Origin of the sequence: Jiangella muralis (assembly GCF_001270745.1) — a bacterium.
GTDB lineage: Bacteria > Actinomycetota > Actinomycetes > Jiangellales > Jiangellaceae > Jiangella > Jiangella muralis.
This window is the reverse complement of record NZ_KQ434754.1, coordinates 191,768-206,827: the sequence shown is the minus strand read 5'-3', so window position 1 is coordinate 206,827 and position 15,060 is coordinate 191,768. Positions and strand designations below refer to the sequence as shown.

The 15,060-nt window shown below is 73.2% G+C and carries 14 protein-coding genes and 1 tRNA gene; 5 read left to right on the top strand and 10 right to left on the bottom strand.

The genetic code is table 11. The features are described 5' to 3' along the window. Window positions 1–107: 107 nt before the first annotated feature. The gene (locus ACW62_RS09115; protein WP_053203785.1) at window positions 108–380 is read right to left on the bottom strand and encodes a hypothetical protein; all 273 of its coding nucleotides are present in this window, start codon (window positions 378–380) and stop codon (window positions 108–110) included. After that, entirely contained in the window at window positions 377–709 is a 333-nt protein-coding gene (locus ACW62_RS09110; RefSeq protein WP_053203784.1) for a hypothetical protein, read from the bottom strand. The genes ACW62_RS09115 and ACW62_RS09110 overlap by 4 nt, the downstream gene beginning before the upstream one ends. A 91-nt stretch (window positions 710–800) precedes the next feature. Here ACW62_RS09110 and ACW62_RS09105 point away from each other — a divergent pair, with 91 nt between their 5' ends. After that, window positions 801–1,046: a helix-turn-helix domain-containing protein gene (locus ACW62_RS09105; protein ID WP_053203783.1), complete on the top strand. Its 246-nt coding sequence runs from the start codon at window positions 801–803 to the stop codon at window positions 1,044–1,046. Between the two features lie 29 nt (window positions 1,047–1,075). Here the strand turns inward: ACW62_RS09105 and ACW62_RS09100 are convergent, their stop codons facing one another. Further along, window positions 1,076–1,810, bottom strand: coding sequence for a tyrosine-type recombinase/integrase (locus tag ACW62_RS09100; protein ID WP_205629239.1), 735 nt, complete (start codon window positions 1,808–1,810; stop codon window positions 1,076–1,078). A gap of 264 nt (window positions 1,811–2,074) precedes the next feature. On the opposite strand from ACW62_RS09100, the gene ACW62_RS33900 reads away from it, so the two are divergent. Beyond that, window positions 2,075–2,147: transfer RNA gene (locus ACW62_RS33900), tRNA-Ser, on the top strand. Window positions 2,148–2,518: 371 nt separating this feature from the next. On the opposite strand, the gene ACW62_RS09095 is transcribed toward ACW62_RS33900, so the two are convergent. After that, window positions 2,519–3,352 carry an NAD(P)H-binding protein gene (locus ACW62_RS09095; protein ID WP_053203782.1) on the bottom strand — a complete coding sequence of 278 codons (834 nt, stop codon included), beginning with the start codon at window positions 3,350–3,352 and terminating at the stop codon, window positions 2,519–2,521. Window positions 3,353–3,432: 80 nt separating this feature from the next. Between ACW62_RS09095 and ACW62_RS09090 the strand changes: the two genes are divergently transcribed. Next, window positions 3,433–4,392 carry an AraC family transcriptional regulator gene (locus tag ACW62_RS09090; protein ID WP_053203781.1) on the top strand — a complete coding sequence of 320 codons (960 nt, stop codon included), beginning with the start codon at window positions 3,433–3,435 and terminating at the stop codon, window positions 4,390–4,392. A gap of 330 nt (window positions 4,393–4,722) precedes the next feature. Here the strand turns inward: ACW62_RS09090 and ACW62_RS09085 are convergent, their stop codons facing one another. Next, window positions 4,723–5,457, bottom strand: coding sequence for a hypothetical protein (locus ACW62_RS09085; protein WP_053203780.1), 735 nt, complete (start codon window positions 5,455–5,457; stop codon window positions 4,723–4,725). Between the two features lie 295 nt (window positions 5,458–5,752). Between ACW62_RS09085 and ACW62_RS09080 the strand changes: the two genes are divergently transcribed. Next, a complete protein-coding gene (locus ACW62_RS09080) occupies window positions 5,753–7,027 on the top strand; it encodes a PP2C family protein-serine/threonine phosphatase (RefSeq protein ID WP_053203779.1) in 1,275 nt (424 codons plus the stop codon). 216 nt (window positions 7,028–7,243) lie between these two features. Here ACW62_RS09080 and ACW62_RS09075 read toward each other — a convergent pair whose 3' ends face one another. Beyond that, on the bottom strand, window positions 7,244–8,221 hold the full coding sequence (locus ACW62_RS09075) for a zinc-binding dehydrogenase (protein WP_053203778.1): 978 nt from the start codon (window positions 8,219–8,221) through the stop codon (window positions 7,244–7,246). Between the two features lie 144 nt (window positions 8,222–8,365). Here ACW62_RS09075 and soxR point away from each other — a divergent pair, with 144 nt between their 5' ends. Then, window positions 8,366–8,848 carry a redox-sensitive transcriptional activator SoxR gene (gene soxR / locus ACW62_RS09070; RefSeq protein ID WP_053203777.1) on the top strand — a complete coding sequence of 161 codons (483 nt, stop codon included), beginning with the start codon at window positions 8,366–8,368 and terminating at the stop codon, window positions 8,846–8,848. Between the two features lie 52 nt (window positions 8,849–8,900). Here the strand turns inward: soxR and ACW62_RS09065 are convergent, their stop codons facing one another. Genes ACW62_RS09065 through ACW62_RS09050 form a run of 4 tightly spaced genes read right to left on the bottom strand, consistent with a single transcriptional unit; the run spans window position 8,901 to window position 14,979 of the window. Further along, complete coding sequence (locus ACW62_RS09065; RefSeq protein WP_205629238.1) at window positions 8,901–10,847, bottom strand: YyaL domain-containing protein; 1,947 nt, start codon at window positions 10,845–10,847, stop codon at window positions 8,901–8,903. Next, window positions 10,837–13,389: an alpha-mannosidase gene (locus ACW62_RS09060; RefSeq protein ID WP_083459532.1), complete on the bottom strand. Its 2,553-nt coding sequence runs from the start codon at window positions 13,387–13,389 to the stop codon at window positions 10,837–10,839. Before ACW62_RS09060 ends, ACW62_RS09065 begins: the two co-directional genes overlap by 11 nt. Then, a complete protein-coding gene (locus tag ACW62_RS09055) occupies window positions 13,386–13,982 on the bottom strand; it encodes a D-sedoheptulose-7-phosphate isomerase (RefSeq protein ID WP_053203776.1) in 597 nt (198 codons plus the stop codon). Before ACW62_RS09055 ends, ACW62_RS09060 begins: the two co-directional genes overlap by 4 nt. Continuing rightward, entirely contained in the window at window positions 13,975–14,979 is a 1,005-nt protein-coding gene (locus tag ACW62_RS09050) for an ROK family protein (RefSeq protein WP_053203775.1), read from the bottom strand. Before ACW62_RS09050 ends, ACW62_RS09055 begins: the two co-directional genes overlap by 8 nt. Between the last annotated feature and the right edge of the window lie 81 nt (window positions 14,980–15,060).

Below are 15,060 nucleotides of genomic sequence, written 5' to 3'. Positions count from 1 at the left end.
GTGGGTGGATCAAGGACCCGCCGGCGTGTTGGTAGCACCCGGCGGGTCCGCTCGTTCACGGTCGGGAAACGCGGGACCTCCCCTCTGTCGCCGCTTGGTCATCGGCGTCAACTCGCGGTTGACAGCCGATCGACGTCCGCGGCCCACCGCTTATGGGCGGCCTGCCGCGTGGTCCCGGTGGCTACAGCGATCTCTGCCCAGGAGAATCCGGCGTCGCGCAACCCGACGATGGCCTGCACGATCGCGGCGTCGACGTCGCGTGACAGCGCGAGCAGCTCGACCAGGTCTTCGGGGTCGGACGCCGCCATGCGCCGGCCCAGTGCGCGTAGCACCCGCCGCGCGAACGCGACGTACTCGGCGTGGTCGCCGCGGGCGCTCATTGGTCCTGCCCGCCGGGACAGAGCAGCCCCAGCTCGATGTCGAGGCCGTCGACGGTGACGGTGGCGCGCACGGAGCACCCGGGGCCGGTCATGTACTCATAGACGCGGACGCCGAGCATGGCGGCCCAGGCGGCGATGTCCTCGCGGCTCTCGACGGTCCAGCTGGCGTAGACGTTGCCGCCGAGGTGCTCGCTGTGCCGGCCGATCGTCAGGTAGGTCGGCGGCGCCAGTTCCCGGTGCGTGTCGAGGATGTCGGCGACGGCTTGGACCTCACGGGCACCGATCGGGCGCTTGACGTCGGTCGCGACGGCTTCGGTCGTGGTGGTCATGGTTTTGGTCCTCTCACGCGGGCCGCGCGGCGGCACACTGATCATGATCCTGGTTTGGGATATCGCGAGGTGAGCCGGTCGAGTTCACCCCGTGGAGAAGTCGCGGCGCTCGGCCGAGTACGAGCACCTGTGCGCGGTGCTGCGGCAGCTGCGGCGCGAGGCCGGACTGACCCAGTACGACGTCGCCGGTCGGCTCGGCGCGCACCAATCGTTCGTATCCAAGTACGAGTCCGGGGAACGCCGGCTCGACGTGGTCGAGCTGGCGCACGTGGCCGAGGCGCTGGGGTCGTCGCTGGCCGTCGTGGTCGAGCGGTTCGAGGCCGCCCGGCGCGGCTGATCGGCTGGTCGTCATCGCCCCCGGTCCCCTCATGCCGCCAGCTCGCCCGGCTCGCGGCGCCGCACCGGCACGCCGGCGGCGGCGTGCACCAGCCGCCGTCGACGGTCGTCGGGCACGTGGACGTACCGGCGGGTCGTGTTGGGGCTGGCGTGGCCGAGCACGTCTTGGAGCGCGAACAGGTCGTCGCCGGCCGCGTACGCCTTGCTCGCGAACCGGTGCCGCAGCGAGTGCATCGTCCACTTGCCGGGCATGAGCCGCGCGAGCAGCTTGCCGACCCAGCGCGGCGACAGGTGGCCGTCGACGTGGCCGGGGAAGAAGTAACCCGGGCCGAGCATCAGCAGCTCGGCGGCGACGGTGTCCAGCAGCGGCACGACGCGGGTCTTGCCACCCTTGCCGTGCACCAGCAGCGACCAGCCGGTCAGGTCCTCTATGAGGTCGTCGGAGTGGGCAACCGCGACCTCACCGCGGCGTAGGCCCTGCTCCTCAGCGAGCCGCACCATCAGCCGCTCGCGGCGGCTCGCCGCTAGCAGCGTTTCCTTGTAGACGCGGTCCGGTGTCGGCCGCGGGCTGGGCTGGCCGGGCGCGACGCTCGGCAGCGCGAGCGCCGGGTTCGCCGTCGTGCGGGCGGTGCCGTACGCCCAGCCGTAGAACTTCCTGAACGAGGCGTAGTAGCTGCGGCGGGTCTCCGCCGCCCAGCGTTCGCCACCGACCCAGCGGATCAGCTCGTCGTCGGTGATCTCCCACGGCCCTGTCGGGGAGAACACGCGCGCGAGCCGCTTGACGTGGGCGGTGCGGGTGTCGATGGTTGTCTTGGGTGCGCCGGCGGCGCGTAGAGCGGTCGCGAACGAATCGATCGCAACCGCCCATTCCGGGGAAAATGGGCTAGTCACGCGCAATGCAATATCCCGTTCCGGGATCATGCGACAGCCCTGCTAAACCTGGTTGGCCGAAGCGTGATGACATCGCCGTCGTGTCGTGACACTACTGACCAGTCCGTGGACGCGGCGGCCGGTACCAGCATCGGCTGTGCGTATTGTGGCTGGTCAATCTCTGTGGTGGCTCCTAACCAGAAGGTTAGGGGTTCGAGTCCCTTCGGGCGCGCACACCGAGCCCCAGGCCGTCGGCCTGGGGTTTCGCGCATTCTGGCCGCTCGGGCCCGGGCCGGATGGGCGAGGACGGGTAGAAGGACGCCGCGATGGCGGTGCGCGTCCTCGACCCGAACGGGGCGGGTCACACCTGCCACGCAGCGAGACCGGCTCCGGAACGGCGGCCACGACCCGGGCGCCTGTCGCGGCCACAACGCCGGCCGCGGGGTGACGACCGGGTGGCCGTACCTACCCGACCGCCGTCAAGAACGCCTCGCCGTGCCCGACGTGCCGACCCCGTTCGCCCGACTGGGTCGGCACCCTCGTGTCACGGGCCCGGCGTCGGCTGTACGGCGCGTCGGACGGGCGCGTGCCGGCCCGCCGGCGTCAGGACCACGCCCCGGCGGCCGCGGCCTCCTGGACGACGTCGCGGAAGTCGCGCGGCGGCCGGCCGACGGCGCGTTCCACCCCGTCGGACAGGTAGGCGTCGATGCCGCGGCGGATCGCACCGATGAGGTGCAGGTACTCGTCGGCGTCGGCAGCTGGCCAGCCCTCGTTCACCAGCTCGCGCGCGAGCTCGTCGTGGTCGACGTGGGTGTAGCGGACGTCGCGGCCGGACGCCGCCGCGATCTCGGCGGCCACCTCGGCCATCGTGACCGCGCGCGGGCCGGACAACTCGTAGGTCTGCCCGACGTGGCCGTCCTCGGTCAGCGCCGCGACGGCGACCGCCGCGATGTCGTCGGCGTCGACATAGCTCGCGGCGCCGTCGCCGGCGGGCAGCCGCAGCTCGCCGGCCAGCACCGAGTCGCGGAAGAAGCCCTCACTGAAGTTCTGTGCGAACCAGCCCGGCCGCAGGATGGTCCACTCGACCGCGGCCGGGCGCAGCGCCGCCTCGCCGTCTGCGTGCGCGTTGCCCTCCGTCAGGTGCGGCGGCAGGTAGTCGCGCACGTCGACGCCGCGGCCGGAGAGCAGCACGATCCGTTCCACCCCGCTCTTGATCGCGGCGTCGATGAACGGGCGCGTGACCAGCGCGGCGTCGTACGGGACCACGAACGCCGAACGCACGCCGTCGAGCGCGGCCGGCCAGCTGGTCTCGTCGGTCCAGTCGAACGGCGTCGCACTGGTGCGGCTGGCCGCGCGGTACGGAACCCGGAGTTCGTCGAGGCGGGCGGCGACCCGGCGGCCGACCTTGCCGGTGGCGCCGGTGAGGAGAATCGTCATACCGCCAGCCAACCTCGGCGTCGATGGACGATGAATGGTCCAGGCGCTCCAATGCATGCGGTGTCGTCTACGGTGATGAGATGGATCCTCTCACCGACCTGCTCGACGGCGTGCGGGCGAGCGGCGCGCTGATCGGGCGGACGGTGCTCGACTCGCGCTGGTCGGTGCGGTTCTCGACGGGCGCCGAGCTGACGCTGCTCGCCGTCCTCGACGGGACAGCCTGGCTGCAGCCGCCCGACGGCGACCCCGTGCAGGTCGGCGCCGGCGACATCGCCGTCGTCCGCGGACCCGAGCCGTTCACCGTCGCCGCCGATCCCACCGCCCGCCCCGACGACGCCGTTGCGCTGGCCGACTATTGCGCCAGGAGCGCGCGAGCCGGCGCCGTGGGGCGGACCTGCGACCCGGGAACCGCCAGGGAGACCGTCGTCCTGACCGGGAGCTACGACGGTGCGGCCGGGATAAGTGAGCGGCTGCTCGACGCGCTGCCGCGGGTGCTGGTGATCGCCGAGGACGACTGCGCGTGCCCGCTGCTGGACCTCGTCGCCGACGAGATCGCCGCCGACCGGCCGGGTCAGCAGGCCGTGCTCGACCGGCTGCTCGACCTCATGCTGATCTCGACACTGCGCGGCTGGTTCGACCGGCCACACGCGTCCGCGCCGCACTGGTACTCCCGGCTGGACGACTCGCCGGTCAGCCGGGCGCTCCGCCTCCTCCACGACGATCCCGGGCGCGGGTGGACGGTCGGCTCGCTCGCCGCCGCGACGGGGGTGTCCCGGGCCCTGCTAGCCCGCGACTTCGCCGCCCGCGTGGGCGAACCGCCGATGAGCTACCTCGCCGGCTGGCGCCTGTCCATCGCCGCCGACCTGCTGCGCGAGACCGACGCGACGGTCGAGGGCATCGCCCGGCAGGTCGGGTACGGGAGCGCGTTCGCGCTCAGCGCCGCGTTCAAGCGACGCCGCGGGCTGACGCCGTCACAGCATCGTGCGATCGCCCGCCCGGCTCCCGAACCGACCCGCCACGCCCGCGACGCCGCCGGCTGACCAAGCCACGCCGCACGCCTGGCTCGACGCGGCCACGGCCCGGCAGCCACAACCCGGCCCGGCGCGCGTCCGGCAGCCACGGCCCGGGCGCGGGTCCGGCAGCCACGGCCCGGCTCGACCACGGCCCGGCGCGCGTCCGGCAGCCACGGCCCGGGCGCGGGTCCGGTGGCAGCGACGTGGTCGGCCGGTGGCGTCCTCCCGTCAGCCGCCAGCCTGGCGGCCGGCCGCCAGGATCGCGTCGAACGAGCGCGACGCGACCCCGAACACGTCGTCGAGCACGGGCACGAACACGTCGCCGAGCCAGCGTTCAGGTGGCGGACCTACCTGGCGTCAGTTCATCGGCAGCACCTGCCGTACGGCGCAGGCCGTCCGGGTGAGGTCCCGGAAGTCGACCTGTTCACCGCCGCCGAAGACGCGGACCCCGACCCCGGGCGCTGCGAACCAGAACAGCTCCCCGACGTCGGTGAAACCGGATCCGTCGGGATGGGCGAACGGCTCTGTGGCCCAGCCGGCGGGATCGCGCTCGAGGTAGTCGACGAGGAACTCCCGGAGCGCGGCCGCGTCGGTGAACGACGGACTGCGCATGACCGTGACCTGGAGGTCGACCCGGTAGGACTCGTCGGGGTACGGGCCGGACTCCCACACCCGCGAGCGGAAGCCGACGTCGTCCCATTCGTACTCGAAGTCACTGACGAGTGGGCCGATGCCCGGCGGCACCCAGCCCAGCGCGAAGCCGTCGAGCAGCTGGCGATGCCGGGGTGGCGGCATGGGTCTGCAGTCGGCCGTCCAGCCCGGGACCGAGGGGTTCTTCGTACGCACACCCGCGGCCAGCGCGACGTCTGCCGCGGCCGCCTCCGGAAGCGGTGCGGCGCGAGCCGGCCCGGGCTCCGTCACCACGCGCGGCGGCGATTGACCCGTCGACGCTCCCGCGACCAACCAGCCCGCGGACGGCGGCCGCTCCGCCGCCGGCCGAACCGTCCCCCACGCGGGAGCGGCGACCGAACCTCCCGCGACCAACGCCGCGACCGTCAGACCGCACACGGCGGCACCCTTGATGAGCTGCATGGATAGCGTCCTTTCCGACGAAGCTGACGAGGCTTGGCACCTCGGTCCGGCCGACCCGGCCGGACCCCTTCATCGTTCGCCGAACCGGCCCCAGCCCGCTCCCACCGAACCCGGAATTGTGGACAAGTCGGCAGATCGGCGTGGGCTGTGGACAACGCCCGTCCGCGTGGCGTCTCAACGGTCCCGAACCGGGGGCGGCTACGATCCGCAGTGATCGACAAGTCTCTGGGGGGAGGCGGCGTGTGGGCGCTCTCCGGGCCCCTGGCGCCTCGATGGGTGCGGGAGTAGGGAATCGATGCCGTTGACGCTGCGCTTTGCCGCGCGTTCCGACGTCGGCCTGGTCCGGGAGGGCAACGAGGATTCCGGCTACGCCGGCCCTTACCTGCTGGCCGTCGCCGACGGCATGGGCGGGCATGCAGCGGGTGAGGTCGCCAGCCGGGCGGCCATCGACGAACTCGTCAACGCCGATCAGCTGCCCGACGGCGATCCGATCGACGTGCTGTCCACCGCCGTCAGCGCCGCGAACGGCCGCATCGACGACATGGCGCGCGCCGACCCGTCCCGCGCCGGCATGGGCACGACGTCGACTGCGCTGCTGTGGAACGGCGTCCAACTGGCGCTCGGGCACATCGGCGACTCCCGCGCCTACCTGCTGCGCGACGGGTCGCTGACGCAGATCACCCGCGACCACACGTTCGTCCAGTCGCTGGTCGACGACGGGCGGATCACGCCGGAGGACGCCCGCGAGCATCCCGCGCGCTCCGTCGTGACGAAGGTGCTGCAGGGGCAGTCGCCGATCCACCCGGACTACTCGATCATCGACGTGCAGGCCGGCGATCGGCTCCTGATCTGCAGCGACGGACTGTCCGACGTCGTCACCGACCAGGAGATCGGAGCGGCGCTGGCCCGCGCGCACACCGTCGACGCCGCGGCCGACCAGCTCATCGCGCTGGCCCTCGGCGCCGGCGCGCCCGACAACGTCACCGCGGTCGTCGGTGAGATCGTCGATGCCGACGCCGCCGCCAGTGCGGACGCGACCACCGCGTCGTACATCGTCGGAGCGGCCGCCGAGAGCATCGAGGACGCCCAGCCGTCGGAGTCGCAGCACGACCCCGAGGCCATGCGCTACGCACCCCGCGCCCGACGGCGCCGGCGGCGGCGCTGGCTGCGGCCGTCGATCGCGGTCGCCGCGGCGCTGGCGGTCGGGTGGGCCGGCCTGACGTTCGCCAACGGCTGGGTCCGCGACCAGTACTACGTCGGCGTCAGCAACGGTCAGGTCGCGATCTACCAGGGCGTCCGGCACGAGCTCGGCCCCGTGCACCTGTCCGAGCTGTACGCGGTCCCCGGCGGCCTGCCGCTCGACGCGCTGCCGACGGTGTACCGCCACGAGGTCGGCGCGACCATCGCCGCCAGCGACCTGTCCGACGCCGAGCAGGTGATCGACACGCTGCGGCTACGCGCCTGCCGGACGCACCAGCGCGAGACGACCGCGACCGGCAACGACGACAGCAACGGCGACGAATGGCTCGGCGACGAGATCGGCTTCCCCGGGCTGCTCTGCGCCGGGTAGGCGACGGCGCTCGGTAGGGCGTGCGCCGCTCGTTCGTGACGGCTGACGGCTGACGGCCGGCGGCGGCGTATCCCGGCTTCGGGATGACCGCTGCGACTCCACGGGCATCGATCGGAGGAGGGCCTGGCCGACCAGGACGACGCAGCCAGCCGGACAGCGAGGTCGGGCCGAGGCGCGCCAGCCCCGGCGGGAGCGGCGTCCCGGGAAGACGGCGCGTCAGACGAGGACGACCTTGCCCGTCGTCTGGCGGGATTCGAGGGCGGCGTGGGCGTCGGCGGCGCGCTCGAGCGGGAACCGGTGCACCAGCGGGATCAGCCGGCCGGCGGCAGCCTCGGCGAGCGCCCGCGTCTCCAGTCCGCGCAGGAACCCGGGCCGCCCGATCTGGTGCCGGCTGATCGGCCACGACGCCGTGAGCGCACGGTCGACGAGGTCGGTGGAGGCGAAGGGGAGCAGTTCGCCTGACGACCACCCGAACATGACGAGCCGTCCGCCGACGCCGAGGAGGTCCATGGCCGAGCGGCCGAGCGGACCCCCGACGCCGTCGAGGAGGAGGGTCGGGGCGAGCGGGCCGAGGGCGGCGCGGACGTGGTCCGGCCAGGCCGGATCGGTGTAGTCGACGGCGTGCGTGGCGCCGAGCTTGCGGACCCGCCGCACCTTCGCCGGGCCCCCGGCCGCCCCGACGACGACGGCGCCGGCGTTGCGCCCCGCCTGGACGAGGAGGCTGCCCACTCCACCCGCCGCGGCCGTCACCAGGACCACGTCGTCGCCGGTCAGCCCGGCCCGGTCCAGGACGCCGACCGTGGTCCGCCCGGTCCCGATCATCGCGACCGCGGCGTCGGCGCCGAGCCCGTCCGGCAGCACGTGTACCGACTCGGACGCCACCACCGCCAGCCGCGCGTACCCGGCGCCGGCCTGACCGAGGTGCGCCACGACCCGCCGGCCCACCCACGCCGGGTCGACGCCGTCGCCGACCGAGTCCACGGCGCCGGCGACCTCGCGACCGGGGATCGACGGCAGCGCCGGCAACGGCAGCGGACCGCCGCCCTGGCCGGACCGCAGTACCGTGTCGATCAGGTGCACGCCGCTGGCCTCGACGGCAACGCGGACCTGGCCTGCCGTCGGCACCGGATCGGGCACCTCCTCGTAGCGCAGGTTCTCGGCCGGGCCGAACTCGTGCAGTCGGATCGCGTGCATCCAGGGTCCTCCGCGTCGTGACGCCGCCCGCCGGATCGGCATGAAGCGAGTCCCCGGCGAGCACGGCGCCCGTTGGCTTCACGTGCTGTCGTCGCTACGCTAGAACCTGAATCTAAGTTGAGGTCAAGTCGAAGGGCCGCAGCCGTGGACACCGTTGCGTGGAACAAGTCCGAGCTGACCGTCGGCGAGCTGTCCAAACGCAGCGGCGTCGCGGTGTCAGCGCTGCACTTCTACGAGCGGCAGGGCCTGATCACGTCCCGGCGCACGTCGGGTAACCAGCGACGATACCGGCGGGCGACGTTGCGCCGGGTCGCGCTGATCCGGATCGCGCAGCGGGTCGGCATCCCGCTCGCCGAGATCAACCGCGCGTTGTCCTGCCTGCCGGACGGCCGCACACCCAACCGGAAGGACTGGGAGGAGCTGTCCTCGCAGTGGCAGGCCGACCTCGACGCACGCATCCGGCGGCTGCAGCAACTGCGCGACGACTTCACCGACTGCATCGGCTGCGGCTGCCTGTCACTGCGCGACTGCAGGCTCGCGAACATGCATGACGAGCTGGGGGAACTCGGTCCGGGACCGCGCCGGCTGATCGAGGACGGCGACGGCGGCTGCTGCGGCGACTGCTGAGGCCGACGGCGGCTACACCCGACCGGCGCCCGACGTCCATGCGGCCAGGCGGTCAGTCGTCCGACCGACGCTCACCAACGATGACCTGCTCACATGCCAGTAGCAGCACACCGGCACTCCACGCGTGCGACAGCGTCAGCATCATGCCCTTCGGCTGGAAGCACTCGGTCTGGTAGTAGCGCTCTGTGACCATGCCGCGGTACGAGTTCAGCTCACCGTCGGCGGTGGCGAGCAGCTGGCGGAAGCAGTCCAGCGCCTCATCGGCTCGCTCGCGGTAGTGCGGATCGCCGGTCGCGGCGGAGAGCTCGGCCAGCTCGCGGGTGCAGACCAGCCCGTACGCGTGCAGGTGCTGGTTGGACGGTGACGCCTGGTCGCCGCCGCGGGTGGCGAAGCCGTACACGCCGAGCGGGGTGCGTGGGGCGAACCGCACGTTGTAGGTGTACCGGAACGTCAGCATCCAGTCCGCGGCCCGGCGGGCAAGGGAGAGCCACCGCGCGTCGCCGGTACGCCGGTGCAGTGCGACGTACGCCATCAGCGCGGCGTAGCCGTCCTCCGACGTCGGCGCGAGGTCGACGTCCTCGGGGGCGCCGTGGATGAACTCGCGTTCGACGAACCGCGCGTAGTACTCGCCGGCCCGGACGGCGGCCGCGAGGTACGACCCGTCGGAGTCCAGGGACGACGCCGAGCAGAACGCCGCGATCCAGGTCAGCCCGGACGCGCCGGCCCACGACAGCACCCGCCCGTCCGAGGCGTCGTGGACGGAGCCGAGGTTGCCGTCGGCACGCTGCCGGTCGCGGACGACGTCGAGGTTGGACCGTGCCGCCAGGCTCCACTCGTCGCGATCACCGAGGTCGAGCGCGCGCAGCAGGAACAGCGTCGCCTCACCGAGGGTCCGCGCGTGCAGGCCGCGCCGGATCGGCGTCCAGCTCTGCGTCCACCCGCCGGCCCGCTCCCACCGTCCCCAGAACGTGCCGGACGGCGACAGGTTCGCGCAGCAGAAGTCGATCACTCGCGACGCCGCGTCCACGGCCGCCGCCGAACCGGTCCGCCGGCCGTGCGCCAGCAGCGCGTACGCCCATGGGATGCCGCTGACCCAGCCGACGTGCATGGCCTGACGGTCGACGGGGCGGCCGTCGCCGCCGGAGAGTTCGCGGTCGAAGCCGACCGTCTCCAGCAGCACGCCGGGATCGGGGTCGTAGTGCCAGCGGACCAGTCCTTCGGCGGCGATGTCGGCCGCCTCGGGCACCGTCACCCACGGCGTGACGGGGTGCAGCGGCCGACTCCGCTCGTGGACGGCGCGCAGGATCGGCGCGTACGCATGCCGGTCGGCCGGCAGCGTCGCGACGACGGCCCGCAGCTCGACCCGTTCGCCGGGCCGCCAGGTGTACGTCGCCGACGTGGCGGGCAGCGGCGTCGCGGACCCGTAGTACGTGACCGGGTCCTCGCGGAACGGGAACACGACGTGCACCTCGGCGACGTCGCCGCGATGGGCGAGCCCGACGCCGGTCGGCCCGGCCGGCGACGTCTCGTCCGTCCCGGTCATCGCACCGCCGGACGCGCCCCAGGCGAACGCCGCGGGAGTCGCGGCGCGGTCGGACCGGAACGACCAGTGATCGCTGACCATGCCGGCCGGATCGTCGGCACCGGCCTCGAATCGCGGGAACCGGCGGTCGCAGTCGGCGGGACGGTTCTCGCCGTAGAACAGGCCGGGGATCAGCCACCACGGCTCGGCCGCGTCGGCGACGGTCGCAACCAGGCGCAGGTGCCCGGTGAACGGCGCACTCACGGCCACGGACAGCGCGACGTCGACCAGCCCGGCCGGGTCCGGCGCGGCCGGCACACCGATCGTCACGCGGATGGCGAACGGCCCGGCGACGACGTCACCGCCGCCCACCACGTCGACGTCGGCCGCCCCGACGAGCAGCCCACCGGCATCGAGCGCCTCCAGCCGCAGGACGGGCGGGACGGGCGCCGGTCCGCCGGACCTCTCAGCCGGCATCGGCGGACGGATCGGGAACCTCGGCGCCGACCGGCCATTCCAGCAGGTCGACCTCGACGATCGGCGCGGCCGGATCGCGCGGGACCCGGAACGTCCGCAGCTGGTACGGCCCGAAGTCGGCCTCGACGACGCGATCCACGAGCGGCAGCGCCAGCCGAGCGCCCGTCACCGCGGTCCCCGTCGTCTCGACGGCGCGGACGATGAGGTCGGGCGCGGCCGGGTCGCCGTCTTCGCCGCCCTTGACCGCGGTGATCAGCACAGCTCCGTCGTCGGCCACGAAGCTCCCGGTGGTGGGCAGGGAGCCGTCGTGGAAGCTCTCCAGCATCGCGCGCGGCGCCGATCCGAGCACCGCCGCCCGTCGCGTGAGGCCGGCGGCCCGCCAGTCGCCGGCGTGCGGTACCAGCAAGTAGGTGAACCGCTGCACACCCTGGTCCTGGAACGAGTAGAAGCCGTCGGGGTCGAGCAGCCGCGGATCGTGCCAGGAGTAGACCGGGCTACGTACGGCGGTGATCCCGATCGACGGCGACGCCACACCCAGGCCCGGTGACACGTCGTACCCGTGCTTGGCGTTGTTCACCACCGCGAGCCCGGCCCCGCCGGAGCTGAGATCGACCCACGACTGCCCGGGCTCCTCGGCGCCGTCGACCGGCCGCCGCAGCGTCCCGAACGGGATCTCGTAGGTCGCCTCCGGATCGGCCAGCGCGACCGGGAACCGCAGCTTGAGCAGGTGCGCCTGCTCGCGCCAGTCGATCGTGACCCGCACCTCGAGCTCGTCGACGCCCTGGCGGAGGATGAACTCCTCGGTCATGGTCGACCGGCCCCACGACCGCTCCACCCGCAGCCGGGCCCGCTCCGGACCGCTCTCGCGCAGCACGATGCGGGTCGTCTTCATCGCCTCGCCCGGCCACGCGTAGGTCACGACGCCGTGGCCCCAGGTGTCCGTCGGGTCCTCGCTGACCTGTGTGTGCTCGCCGACGGCGCCGGCGACGAGGTCGACGCCGGTGCGCTTGTCGAGCAGACTCGACAACCAGCCGGTGGACGGGTCCAGCTCGACGCGCAGCAGGTCGTTCTCGAGGACGGTCTCGGAGGCGGTCAGCGTGCCCGGCGCTGCGCCGTCGGCCCACGTCAGGCCGGCGACGGTCCCTGGAAGCAGCCGGTACAGCCGGTATCCCAGAGGCGGCAGGTCGGCCCGGAACACGACGGCGCCACGGCCCTTGTCGTTCGTCGTCGCCACGGACTGTGTCGGCTGCGACGGCACCAGCCCGCCGTCCGCGTCGACCACGTGGACGCCGGTCGGCTGCACGCCGTACTGCAGCTCGATGTCGGTCGCGACCGACCATGGGTGCGGGTTGAAGACGAGGACCGGCTGGGTGCCGTCCTCGAACGGGACGGCGACGTCGCGAGCGATGCGGTTGTGGACGCGGGTGATGATCCGCTTCGCGATGGCGACCGCCTCGCCGAGCTGGTCGCGCGCGTCGTCGTACGCGGGCTCGATCGCGGACCCGGGCAGGGTGTCGTGGAACTGGTTGAACAGCAGTTGCTTCCACGCGTGCCCCAGCTCGTCGCGCGGGTAGGCGTCGCCGTGCACGACGGAGCCGACGGCGGCCCAGCGCTCCGCCGACAGCAGCGCCCCCTGCGCCCGTCGCATCCACTGCTTGATGCCGGAGTGCGCCGAGTAGCAGCCGGACGCGTGGTGCTGCAGGTCGTCGCGCCAGACCGGGAGCCCGAGGTCGGGCCCGGCCTCGGCGCGGCGGGCGATCAGCTCGTCGAAGTAGCGGCGCGGCGAGGACATGATCATCCTTCCGTACGAACCCCGCTGGTCGTGGCGGTGGATGGACTCGATGTTGGCCTTCGTCGGCCCGCCGCCGTGGTTGCCGACGCCGTAGAAGATCATGACGTCGCCGAGCGAACGGTCCAGCTGGCCGAGCGACTTCTCCGTCTGGTGCGCGACGTCGCCGGGCGGGCTGCAGTATTCGAACGGGATGCGGTACGCCAGCACACGGCTGCCGTCCGGCGCCTCCCACCAGAACGCCGTCCCGTCGAGGTCGCTCTCGTGCGGGCCGGGGCGCAGGAACGTGTAGGAGTCCATCCGCTGGCCGCGCAGCACGGCGGGCAGCATCGCGTTGTGCCCGAACGGGTCCGCGTTCATGCCGACGGTCGCGATGACGCCGAACTTCTCGTGCAGGTAGCGCTGCCCGTACAGGCCCTGGCGGACGAACGACTCGCCGCCGGGCACGTTGCAGTCGGGCTCGACCCACCAGCCGCCCGTCATCACCCAGCGGCCCTCGGCGACCCGCTCGCGGATGCGCTCGAACAACTCCGGGTCCTGCTCCTCGACCCACGCCAGCAGCACGATCTGGTCGCAGGTGAAGACGAAGTCCGGGTACTCGTCCATGCGCTGGATCGCCGACCGGAACGTCGCCCGCGCCTCCTGGTAGCCCTCCTGCCATGGCCACAGCCACACCGGATCGAGGTGCGCGTTGCCCACCATGTGCAGCGTGCGCCGGCGCATGGCCGGCGGCCGGAAGTCGTCGGGGCTCATGCGGTCGGCTCCTCCGGTGCGCTCTCGGTGCCGGCGGCCCAGGCGTCGGCGATCTCGCTGATCAGATGCAGGGCGAGGGTGTGCATCTCCTGGATGCGCGGCGTCTGGGTGGACGGCGCCAGCAGGACGTGGTCGGCGTACGCGCGGGCGGGTCCGCCGTCACCGCCGCCGAACAGCACCGTCGTGGCGCCGTTCTTGCGGGCCGTCTCCAGCCCGGCGACGACGTTCGGCGACCGGCCGCTGGTGGTGAACGCCGCGACGACGTCGCCGGGGCGGGCCAGCGCCTCGACCTGGCGGGCGACGGTGTCGGCGTAGTCGTAGTCGTTGGCGATGCAGGTCATGACGGTGGGGTCGGTGGTGAGCGTGACGGCGGGCAGCGGCCGGCGGTCGCGCTCGTAGTGGCCGATCAGCTCGCCGGTGAAGTGCTGTGCGTCGGCCGCGCTGCCGCCGTTGCCGAATGTGTAGAGGACGCCGCCGGCGGCGAAGGCGCGGCAGATGAGGTCGGCGACGTCGCGGATGCCGGGCAGCAGGTCGCGCATGGCTTCGGCGGCGGCGACGTGGTCGGTCAGGTGCCGTTCGAGCTGGTCAGGCATGCTCGTCCTCCAGTGCGTCCAACGCTACGACGCCGGCGCCGACGACGCAGACGACATCACCGAGCCCGGCCAGCACGACGCGGGCCGCCTTCGCCGCGGGCGGCATGGCGTCACGGGCGACCGCCTCGGCGACCGGGTCGAGCAGCATCGCGCCGGCCCGGGTGACGCCGCCGCCGAGCACGACGAGCTCCGGCTCGAACACGTTCACCAGATCGGTCACCGCCTGGCCCAGAACGTCGGTGGTCTCGGCCCAGATCTCCCGCGCGAAACCGTCGCCGGCCCGGGCCGCCGCGGCGACGTCGGCCGCCGTCAGTGGCGCGGCGTCGGCTGTGTGCGCGTCGGCGGCACGCAGGGATGAGGTCGCGCCGTCGCGCAGACGTTCCGCCGCGCGCTCGGCGATGTTCGTCCCGGACACGTACGCTTCGAGGCAGCCGCGGCGCCCGCACGAGCACGTCCGTCCGCCGGGGCGGACCATCAGGTGACCCAGTTCGCCGCCGTTGCCCGCGGCGCCCCGGTGCAGCCGCCCGTCGATGACCGCGCCGCCGCCGACCCCCGTCGAGATGGTCAGGTAGATCATCGTGCTCAGGCCGCGGGCCGCGCCGAACCGGTGCTCGCCGAGCGCGGCCGCCGTCGCGTCGTTCTCGAGGTACGCCGGCACGCCGAACTCCTGCCGCGTCAGCTCGCCCAGCGGCACGTCGATCCAGCCCGGCAGGTGCGGTGGCGAGATGAGCACGCCGGTCGCGCTGTCGAGCGGCCCGCCGCACGAGATCCCGACGGCGTCGATCGGCCGGCCCAGACCCGCCACGGCAACGGCCCGGTGACCGAGGTCGAACAGCCGGCGGATCACCGTGTCCGGGCCGTCCCAGCGCCGCGTCGGCTCGACGACCAGGCCGTGCACCGCACCATCCGACGTGACGACGCCGACGGCCAGCTTGGTGCCGCCGATGTCCAGCGACAGCACCGCCCGCCCCGATGCGCGGGAATCCTGCTCGTCCATCCGGTCCGCTTCTCCGTCCCCGTCTCAGGGACGTCGGCCTCGGCGCCCCGCTCCACGTGGGATCGATCCCAGGTGGCATCC